This window comes from Segeticoccus rhizosphaerae (assembly GCF_009192725.1).
Lineage (GTDB): Bacteria > Actinomycetota > Actinomycetes > Actinomycetales > Dermatophilaceae > Segeticoccus > Segeticoccus rhizosphaerae.
Map to the genome: position 1 here is coordinate 1 of NZ_VOHR01000117.1, position 10426 is coordinate 10426.

Here is a 10426-nt window from a genome sequence, read left to right on the forward strand (position 1 = left end):
GACGTGCTCTTCTCCGGCCGCACCGTGCGGGCGGCGATGGACGCCCTGGGCGACCTGGGCCGCCCCCGCGCCGTCCGGCTCGCGGTGCTGGTCGACCGGGGCCACCGCGACCTGCCGATCCGGGCCGACCACGTCGGCAAGAACCTGCCCACCTCTAGCAGCGAACGCGTGCAGGTCCTGCTGACCGAGCACGACGACCGCGACGAGGTCCGGATCTGCGGGGGAGACCGCTGATGCGCCATCTGCTGTCGATGCACGACCTCGACCGAGACGAGGTCCTGCAGCTCCTCGACACCGCCGCCTCGATGCACGACGTGCAGCGGCGCGAGGTCAAGAAGCTGCCGACCCTGCGCGGCCGCACCGTGGTCAACCTCTTCTTCGAGGACTCGACCCGCACGCGCTCCTCGTTCGAGATCGCCGGGAAGTGGCTGTCCGCGGACGTCATCAACATCTCCGCCAAGGGGTCTTCGGTCAGCAAGGGTGAGTCGCTGCGCGACACCGTGCTGACGGTGGCGGCGATGGGTGTCGACGGGTTGGTCATCCGGCACCAGGCGAGCGGCGCAACGTTGCAGGTGTCGAAGTGGATCGACGCGGTCGTCATCAACGCCGGCGACGGGATGCACGAGCACCCCACGCAGGCACTCCTGGACGCCTACACGATCCGCCACCGCCTCGGCGACCTCGAGGGGCGCCACATCGCCATCGTCGGAGACCTGACCCACTCGAGGGTGTTGCGCAGCAACCTGATCTGTCTGAAGACCCTCGGCGCCAGGGTCACGCTGGTGGCTCCTCCGACACTGATGCCGAGCGGCATCGACGGGTGGGCCGCGAAGGACGGGTTCGACACGTCATACGACCTCGACGCGGTGCTCCCGACGGTGGACGGCGCGATGATGCTGCGGGTGCAGCGGGAGCGGATGAGTGGCGGATTCTTCCCCACGGCAAGGGAATACACCGTCGGCTATGGACTGACCCGCGAACGGCTCGAGCTGCTGCCGGACCACGCGGTGATCGCCCACCCGGGCCCGATGAACCGCGGTCTCGAGATCGCCGCAGACGCAGCAGATTCCGCGCGATCGCTCATCCTCGACCAGGTGTCGGCAGGGGTGGCGGTGCGGATGGCGGTGCTCTACCACGCGTTGGCGGGGGAGCAGGGTGTCGGGGAGCGGGAGCTCGTGGAAGGAAAGTCGGTATGACGTTGCTCATCAAGGGCGCCGACCTCGCAGGTGCAGGCCGGCAGGACCTGCTCGTCGAGGACGGCCTGATCACCGAGGTGGGGTCGATCGGCTCAGCAGGCGGTGCCGAGGTCATCGACGCCGACGGCCTGGTGGCACTGCCGGGACTGGTCGACCTGCACACGCACCTGCGCGAGCCCGGCCGCGAGGACGCCGAGACGATCCGCAGCGGCTCGGAGGCGGCCGCGATGGGCGGCTACACCGCCGTGCTCGCGATGGCCAACACGACCCCGGTGACCGACACGGGTGAGGCCGCCGAACGGATCCTGGACCTGGGGGAGCGCGTCGGCCTGGTCGACGTGCAGCCGGTCGGCGCGGTGACCAAGGGGCTCGCGGGAGAGGAACTGGCGGAGCTAGGCCTGATGGCCCGGTCGAGGGCAAGGGTGCGCGTCTTCTCCGACGACGGCCGGTGCGTCCACGACGCGAGGGTCATGCGCCGGGCACTGGAATACGTCAGGGCCTTCGGCGGCGTGATCTCCCAGCACTCGCAGGACCCGCAGCTTGCGACCAGCGCCGCCTGCTGCCACGAGGGCGAGCTCTCCGGCCGGCTCGGTCTGCCCGGCTGGCCCGGGGTCGCGGAGGAGACGATCGTCGCCCGCGACATGATGCTGGCGCGCCACACCGGCTCGCGCGTCCACGTGGCCCACGTCTCGACGGCAGGCTCGGTCGAGGTGATCCGCTGGGCCAAGGACCGGGGCATCGCGGTGACCGCGGAGGTCACGCCACACCACCTGGCGTTGACGACCGACCTGCTCGCCGACTACGACCCCGTCTACAAGGTCAACCCGCCGCTGCGCCCGGTCGAGGACGTGCAGGTGCTGCGGGACGCACTCGCCGACGGAACCATCGACGCCGTCGCGACCGACCATGCCCCGCACGCGCGCCACGACAAGGAACATGCCTTCGCCGACGCAGCGTTCGGCATGCTGGGCCTCGAGACGGCGCTGTCGGTCGTGAGCGAGGTCATGGTCCGCAGCGGCCTGATGGACTGGGCCGCGGTCGCCGAGGCGATGGCGGTCCGTCCGGCCCGCATCGCCGGGCTCGAGGGCCACGGCCGGCCGCTCGCCGAGGGTGAGCCGGCCAACCTGACCCTCGTTGACCCGGAACAGAAGGTCACCGTCGACGCGGCCGCGTCCCGGTCGCTCTCGCGCAACAACCCCTGGCACGCAAGGACGTTCACCGGCGCGGTACACGCCACGATCCTGCGCGGCCGTCCCACCGTCCTGAAGGGAACCCTCGCGTGATCGCACCCCACGAAGTTCTCCGCTGCGCTCCGATACTTCGCGGGGGCCCCGCGTGACCCGCCTCGAGGCCGTCTTGCTGCTCCTGTTGATCCTGGCCGCCGTCTATGCGCTGATGTACTTCGGGTGGTGGCGGCGGACCCGTCGCCACCCCTCCGCCGCGGTCGCCACCGCGGGTGCCGAGCACGCCGGCGCCGGTGGGATCGCCTCCCGCGGCACCTACATCAGCACCACCACCGACCAGTCACGCTTCGACCGGGTGGCGACCGGCGGCCTGACCGGGCTCGGGGTGCGCTCCGCGGCGACCATGCTCGTCGACGACGAGGGCGTGTCCTACGAGCGGCAGGGAGCAGCCGACCTGCGGCTCGACCGCTCGCGGATCGAGACGGTCCGACGCGATCGTGGGATGGCTGGCAAGTTCATCGGACAGGACCGCATGGTGGTCGTGACGTGGCACGGCGACCCGAACGACCCGGGCGGGGATGACGGCGAGGAAGCGGTCGAGCGATTCGAGACCGGCTTCCTCCCGCGGCACGCCGCCGACGCCGAGGCCCTGATCGGGGCGGTCACCCGACTGTTGCCCCAGCACACCGCGACCACGGATGGAGACCAGTGACCACCACGCAGGAACAGGCCGCGGCCCTCCCGTCCTCGCTCGAGCGCGCCGTCCTGGTGCTCGAGGACGGCCGGACCTTCACAGGACAGGCCTATGGAGCCCGCGGAGAGACCGTCGGCGAGGCGGTCTTCAACACCGGCATGACCGGCTACCAGGAGACGCTGACCGACCCTAGCTACCACCGGCAGGTGGTCGTCATGACAGCGCCACACGTGGGCAACACCGGCGTCAACGACGAGGACGGCGAGTCGAGCCGCATCTGGGTCGCGGGCTACGTCGTGCGCGATCCCGCTGTGCGACCGTCCAACTGGCGGTCGCAGCGCACCCTCGAGGACGACCTCGCCACGTCGGGCGTGGTCGGCATCAGCGGCATCGACACCCGCGCGCTGACCCGCCACCTGCGCGAGCGCGGCGCCATGCGGGTGGGCATCTTCTCCGGCGACCATGCCGACACGCCCGTGGACGACCTGCTCGCCAGAGTGCGCGGCTCCGCGCCGATGACCGGGGCGGCGCTCGCCGATGAGGTCGCCACCACCGAGCCGTATGTCGTGCCGGCCGTCGGGCAGCGCCGGTTCACCGTCGCGGCCCTCGACCTGGGCATCAAGGCGATGACGCCGGCGCTGTTGGCCCGGCGCGGCATCGAGGTCCACGTGCTGCCGTCGACCGCCACCTTCGAGCAGGTGCGAGCCGTCGAGCCGGACGGCGTGTTCTTCTCCAACGGACCCGGCGACCCGGGCACCGCCGACCACCAGGTCGCGCTGCTGCGAGAGGTCCTCGACGCCCGGATCCCGTTCTTCGGCATCTGCTTCGGCAACCAGCTGCTCGGCCGGGCGCTGGGCTTCGGCACCTACAAGCTGAAGTACGGCCACCGCGGCATCAACCAGCCGGTGATGGATCGCGCTACCGGCAAGGTCGAGGTCACCGCGCACAACCACGGCTTCGCCGTCGACGCGCCCACCGACGGGGAGGTGGCCGCGCCCAGCGACGGCTCCGGTACGGCATACGGACGTGTCCGGGTGTCGCACGTCTGCCTCAATGACGACGTGGTGGAGGGGCTGGAGTGCCTTGACCTACCTGCCTACTCGGTGCAGTACCACCCTGAGGCCGCGGCCGGACCACACGACGCGAGCTACCTGTTCGACCGTTTCACACAGATGATGGAGGACAACCGCTGATGCCACGGCGCGACGACATCAAGAGCGTGCTGGTGATCGGCTCCGGACCGATCGTCATCGGGCAGGCCTGCGAGTTCGACTACTCGGGCACCCAGGCGTGCCGGGTCCTGCGTGACGAGGGCCTGCGGGTGATCCTGGTCAACTCCAACCCGGCCACGATCATGACCGACCCGGAGTTCGCCGACGCGACCTACATCGAGCCGATCACCCCTGAGGTGGTCGAGTCGATCATCGCCAAGGAGCGGCCCGACGCCGTGCTCGCCACCCTGGGCGGGCAGACCGCACTCAACACCGCGATCGCGTTGCACGAGAACGGCGTCCTGGAGAAGTACGGCTGTCCCCTGATCGGTGCCAACGTCGAGGCGATCCAGCTCGGCGAGGACCGCCAGGCCTTCAAGGGCGTCGTCGAGCGCTGCGGCGCCGAGTCGTGCCGCAGCATCATCGCCCACACCATGGACGAGGTGCTGGCGGCCGCCGAGGACCTCGGTTACCCGATGGTCGTGCGCCCCTCGTTCACCATGGGCGGGCTGGGCTCGGGGTTCGCCTATGACGAGGAGGGGCTGCGCCGAATCGCCGGCGCGGGCCTGCACGACAGTCCCACCACCGAGGTGCTCCTCGAGGAGTCCATCCTCGGCTGGAAGGAGTATGAGCTCGAGGTCATGCGCGACCACGCCGACAACGTCGTGGTCGTCTGCTCCATCGAGAACCTCGACCCGATGGGTGTGCACACCGGCGACTCGATCACCGTGGCGCCCGCCCTGACGCTGACCGACCGCGAGTACCAACGGATGCGCGACGTCGGCATCGCGATCATCCGGGAGGTCGGCGTCGACACCGGCGGGTGCAACATCCAGTTCGCCATCAACCCGCAGGACGGCCGGATGATCGTGATCGAGATGAACCCCCGGGTCTCTCGCTCGTCGGCCCTTGCCTCCAAGGCGACCGGCTTCCCGATCGCGAAGATCGCGGCCAAGATGGCGATCGGCTACACCCTCGACGAGGTCCCCAACGACATCACCCGGGAGACGCCCGCGAGCTTCGAGCCGGCGCTGGACTACGTGGTGGTCAAGGTGCCGCGGTTTGCGTTCGAGAAGTTCCCGGCGGCGGACCCGACCCTCACGACGACGATGAAGAGCGTCGGCGAGGCGATGGCCATCGGACGCAACTTCACCGAGGCCCTGCAGAAGGGACTGCGGTCCGCGGAGCGCACGGGATCCAGCTTCCACTGGCGTCAGGACGAGGCGCCGAGCTCCGAGCAGGCCCGCGCCCTGCTGGAGCAGGCGCGCACCCCCACGGATGGTCGAATCGTCTTGGTGCAGCAGGCTCTTCGCGGCGGATTGTCGGTCGCGGAGGTGCACGAGGCCACCGGCATCGACCCGTGGTTCCTCGACCAGATCGTCCTGATCAACCAGGTCGCGGAGACCATCGCGCAGGGTGACACCCCCGTGGGTGCCACCGGCGCCCCCCAGGAGGGCGGTCAGCTGACCCCGGCGCTGCTGCGCCTGGCCAAGCGGCACGGCTTCTCTGACGCCCAGCTGTCCGAGCTGACCCGGCTGCCCGAAGCGGTGGTGCGCGGAGTCCGCCACGCCCTCGGCGTCCGGCCGGTCTACAAGACCGTCGACACCTGCGCGGCCGAGTTCGCCGCCCAGACGCCCTACTACTACTCGTCCTACGACGAGGAGACCGAGGTGGAGCCGCGCGAGCGCCCTGCGGTGATCATCCTCGGCTCCGGGCCCAACCGGATCGGGCAGGGCGTCGAGTTCGACTACTCCTGCGTGCACGCCAGCTTCGCCCTGCGCGACGCCGGGTTCGACACCGTGATGGTCAACTGCAACCCCGAGACCGTCTCGACCGACTACGACACGTCGAGCCGTCTCTACTTCGAGCCGCTCACCCTGGAGGACGTCCTCGAGGTCGTGCACGCCGAGCGGGCTGCCGGACCGCTGGCCGGTGTCATCGTCCAGCTCGGCGGCCAGACCCCGCTCGGGCTCGCGGCCGCGCTCAAGGCCGAGGGGGTGCCGATCGTCGGCACCACTCCCGAAGCGATCGACCTCGCCGAGGACCGCGGTGCTTTCGGGCGGGTGCTGGCCGAGGCGGAGCTGCCGGCCCCGCGGCACGGCACGGCATACAGCGCCCAGGAGGCGATCGAGGTCGCGAAGGAGATCGGCTACCCGGTGCTCGTGCGGCCGTCCTACGTGCTCGGCGGCCGGGGGATGGAGATCGTGTATGACGATGAGACCCTCTCGGGCTACGTCACCCGGGCGACCCACGCGTCCCCCGAGCATCCCGTGCTCGTCGACCGCTTCCTCGACGACGCCATCGAGATCGACGTCGACGCGCTCTACGACGGGTCGCAGATGTATCTCGGCGGGATCATGGAGCACATCGAGGAGGCCGGTATCCACTCGGGCGACTCGGCCTGCGTCCTGCCGCCGGTGACCCTCGGACCCGAGGAACTGGGGCGCGTCCGCGAGGCCACGCTCAAGCTGGCGCAGGGGATCGGCGTGAGGGGCCTGATGAACGTGCAGTTCGCCCTCGCCCAGGACGTTCTCTACGTGCTCGAGGCCAATCCGCGGGCATCGCGGACCGTGCCGTTCGTCGCCAAGGCGACCGGTGTGCAGCTGGCCAAGGCCGCCGCGCGGGTCATGCTGGGCGCCAGCATCGCCCAGCTGCGCAAGGAGGGGCTGCTGCCGCCGACGGGCGACGGCGGCCTGATGCCGGCCGGGTCCGCAGTGGCGGTGAAGGAGGCGATCCTGCCGTTCAAGCGCTTCCGCACCGCCGACGGCCGGGTCGTCGACAGCATCCTCGGGCCGGAGATGCGCTCGACCGGTGAGGTCATGGGCATCGACGACAACTTCGGTGCGGCCTTCGCCAAGAGCCAGCTGTTCTCGGTGACCGGGCTGCCGCGGCGCGGCACGGTGTTCGTGTCGGTGGCCAACCGGGACAAGCGGGCCATGATCTTCCCGGTCAAACGGCTGGCCGACCTCGGCTTCGACCTCATCGCCACGGCAGGCACCGCGGAAGTCTTGCGGCGCAACGGCATCACTGCCGGGATCGTGCGCAAGCACAGCCAGGGCAGGGGCGCGGGTGGCGAGCCGACCATCGTCGACCGGATCACCGCCGGTGAGATCGCCATGGTGATCAACACCCCGTCGGGGCGGGACGCCAGGGCCGACGGCTACGCCATCCGGGCGGCCACGACGAGCATCGACAAGCCGATCATCACCACGGTGCAGCAGCTCGGCGCCGCGGTCCAGGGCATCGAGGCACTGAACGCCGGGCCACTGGCCGTGAAGTCGCTGCAGGAGCACGCGGTCGACCTGGACCTGTTCGGACGTCGGAAGGGACAGCAGTGACGGAGCCGGTCGCCGGTCGGATCCCGCAGGTGGCGGGCGAGCTCATCGCCACCCGCCGGGTCGGCGCCTACCAGCACATGACCTTCGTGGCGCCGGGGATCGCCGAGCTGGCCCGCCCCGGCCAGTTCGTCGCGTTCGCGGTCGGCGGCCAGACGTCGGCCAACCTGTTGCGCCGCTGCTTCTCGATCCACCGGGTCAGTCCGAGCGGCACCTACGGCGGCACCGTCGAGGTGGTGGTGGCCGCGAAGGGACCCGGCACGCAGTGGCTCGCTGCGCTGCGGCCGCACGACGGCGTCGACATCGTCGGGCCCCTCGGCCGCGCGTTTCCGCTGCCCAAGGAGCCCGTCCCGTGCGTGCTCGTCGGCGGAGGCTACGGCAGCGCGCCGCTGTTCTGGCTGGCGACGCAGCTGCGCGAGCGAGGCTGTCCCGTCGAGATGGTGCTCGGCGCGGCCAGCGAGGACCGGCTCTTCGGCGTGGTGGAGGCGCGGCGCTCCGCGGGGGCCGTCACCGTCACCACGGACGACGGATCGGTGGGCACCCGAGGCTGGGTCTCCGACGTGCTTCCCGAGGTGATCCGCCGCAGTGGCTCAGCCGTCGTCTACGGGTGCGGCCCGATGGGCATGCTCGAGTCGATCACCCGGGTCGCCGGGGCCGAGGGCGCCGTCGCCCAGGTCGCGGTCGAGGAGTCGATGGCCTGCGGCATCGGGGTGTGCATGACCTGCGTCATGCCGGTCACGGGCAACGACGGGGTGACCCGCATGGTCCGGTCCTGCGTCGAGGGGCCGATCTTCCGGGGTGACCGGATCCGTTGGGAATCCTTCGAGTCCGGCTGGGGCCGGGTGCCCGCCGACGCCGTGGGTGCACCGGCGAGAGGGGGCCACTGATGGCGACCGCCCCCACCACCTCGAGCACACGGCATACCTCGGCCCGAGGTGACCAGCACCGGCTGCCGGCGATCGACCTGTCCGTGCAGATCGGCGGGCGGACGCTGCCCAACCCGCTGATGACCGCCTCGGGCTGCGCCGCCAACGGCAAGGAGCTGCACCGGTTCTTCGACGTGTCGCAGCTGGGTGCCTTCGTCACCAAGTCCGTGATGGGCGGCCCACGGTCCGGCCGGGGGACCCCGCGGATGGCCGAGACCCCGAGCGGCATGCTCAACTCGATCGGATTGCAGGGGCCGGGAATCCACGCCTTCGTCAAGGACGACCTGCGCTGGCTGAAGTCGGTGGGTGCACGGGCGATGGTGTCCATCGCCGGGAGCTCGAGCGGTGAGTACGCCGAGGTCGCCGCGGTGCTCCGGGCCAGCGACGCGTTCGACGCCGTCGTGGGGGTCGAGGTCAACATCTCCTGCCCCAACGTGGCCAACCGCGGACTCGTCTTCGCTTGCGACCCGCTCGCCGCAGCCAAGGTCATCGCGTTGGTACGGGAGAAGCTGCCGCGTGACATCCCCGTCCTGGCCAAGCTGAGCCCCGACGTGACCGACATCGTCGAGGTCGCCCGATCCTGTGTGAAGGCGGGCGCCGATGGTCTCGTCATGATCAACACCCTGCTCGGCATGGTGATCGACACCGATCGCCTCCGGCCCCAGCTCGCGGGGGTCACCGGGGGCTTGTCCGGCCCCGGCATCCGTCCGGTCGCCGTCCGCGCGATCTGGCAGGTCCACGCCGCGATGCTGGAAGGTCGGCTGCCGACGGTGCCGATCGTCGGTGTCGGGGGAGTGCGCACCGGTGACGACGCGCTGCAGATGGTCGCCGCCGGCGCCAGCGCGGTGCAGGTCGGCACCGCCACCTTCAACGACCCGCGCGCACCACACCGGGTGCTCCACGAGCTGGCGCACGCCCTCGCGACGCGAGGCTTCCCCGGCATCCACGACGCGATCGGTATCGCCCACACCAGATTGGACCCGCAGCGATGACATCCGCGCAGCAGACCACCGAGACCGCCGGAACCACTGGGACCACCGAGGACACCAAGAGCCTGGCCCCGCAGGACTTCGGCAGCCGACTGCGCGCCGCCCTGGACGAGCAGGGGCCGCTCTGCGTCGGCATCGACCCGCACCCCCGGCTGCTGTCGCAGTGGGGACTGCCCGTGACGGTCAGCGGGCTCGATCAGTTCGCCCAGACCTGTGTGGAGGCCCTCGCCGGACGGGTCGCGGTGGTCAAGCCGCAGTCGGCGTTCTTCGAGCGGTTCGGGTCCGAGGGAGTCGCCGTGCTCGAGCGGACGCTCGCAGCGTTCCGTGGCTCCGGCACGCTCTCGCTGCTCGACGTCAAGCGCGGCGACATCGGTTCGACGATGGAGGCGTATGCCATCGCCTACCTGTCGGACGAGAGCCGCCTGCGGGCCGACGCCATCACGGTCAGCCCCTTCCTCGGCTACGGCTCCCTGCGGCCGGCCCTCGATCTCGCGCGGTCCACCGGTCGCGGGATCTTCGTCCTGGCCCTCACCTCCAACCCCGACGGCCCGTCGGTCCAGCACGCCGATCGCGCGGGCCGCAGCGTCTCCGGTGCGATCGTCGACGCGGTCACCCTGGAGAACGCGAACCACGAGGCCAACGCGAACCACGAGGCCAACCCGAAAGGTGCGAACAGCGCGGGCAGTCCTGGCACGTCGCGGCTCGGCAGCGTCGGCCTCGTGGTGGGCGCCACCATCGGGGACGCGGTGCAACGGCTCGGCATCGACCTCGCCGCGAGCCGAGCACCGTTGCTGGCGCCCGGATTCGGCGCACAGGGCGCGAGCGCCGAAGACCTGCGGACCGTCTTCGGCGCGGCCCTGCCCAACGTCATCGCGAGCAGCAGCCGGGCCG

Annotated in this window: 9 protein-coding genes; all 9 read left to right on the top strand. The window is 70.8% G+C overall.

Going from position 1 to position 10426, the window contains the following annotated elements; all coding sequences use genetic code 11:
* A partial coding sequence (locus FRW57_RS11075; RefSeq protein ID WP_338055365.1) for a phosphoribosyltransferase family protein occupies positions 1-234 on the top strand: 234 nt, incomplete at its 5' end.
* Positions 234-1196 carry an aspartate carbamoyltransferase catalytic subunit gene (locus FRW57_RS11080; protein ID WP_152186010.1) on the top strand — a complete coding sequence of 321 codons (963 nt, stop codon included), beginning with the start codon at positions 234-236 and terminating at the stop codon, positions 1194-1196. The genes FRW57_RS11075 and FRW57_RS11080, both read left to right, overlap by 1 nt.
* Complete coding sequence (locus FRW57_RS11085; RefSeq protein WP_137121978.1) at positions 1193-2479, top strand: dihydroorotase; 1287 nt, start codon at positions 1193-1195, stop codon at positions 2477-2479. The genes FRW57_RS11080 and FRW57_RS11085 overlap by 4 nt, the downstream gene beginning before the upstream one ends.
* 52 nt (positions 2480-2531) lie before the next feature.
* Complete coding sequence (locus tag FRW57_RS11090) at positions 2532-3092, top strand: PH-like domain-containing protein (protein ID WP_152186011.1); 561 nt, start codon at positions 2532-2534, stop codon at positions 3090-3092.
* Positions 3089-4267, top strand: coding sequence for a glutamine-hydrolyzing carbamoyl-phosphate synthase small subunit (gene carA / locus FRW57_RS11095; RefSeq protein WP_137121980.1), 1179 nt, complete (start codon positions 3089-3091; stop codon positions 4265-4267). Before FRW57_RS11090 ends, carA begins: the two co-directional genes overlap by 4 nt.
* Positions 4267-7623, top strand: a complete 3357-nt coding sequence (gene carB, locus FRW57_RS11100; protein WP_137121981.1) for a carbamoyl-phosphate synthase large subunit — start codon at positions 4267-4269, stop codon at positions 7621-7623. The genes carA and carB overlap by 1 nt, the downstream gene beginning before the upstream one ends.
* 77 nt (positions 7624-7700) lie before the next feature.
* Positions 7701-8507 (top strand): dihydroorotate dehydrogenase electron transfer subunit, encoded by an 807-nt coding sequence (locus FRW57_RS11105; RefSeq protein ID WP_137122027.1) that lies wholly within the window; start codon positions 7701-7703, stop codon positions 8505-8507.
* The gene (locus tag FRW57_RS11110; RefSeq protein WP_137121982.1) at positions 8507-9538 is read left to right on the top strand and encodes a dihydroorotate dehydrogenase; all 1032 of its coding nucleotides are present in this window, start codon (positions 8507-8509) and stop codon (positions 9536-9538) included. Before FRW57_RS11105 ends, FRW57_RS11110 begins: the two co-directional genes overlap by 1 nt.
* On the top strand, positions 9535-10426 hold an 892-nt coding region (gene pyrF, locus FRW57_RS11115), incomplete at its 3' end, for an orotidine-5'-phosphate decarboxylase (RefSeq protein ID WP_152186012.1). The genes FRW57_RS11110 and pyrF, both read left to right, overlap by 4 nt.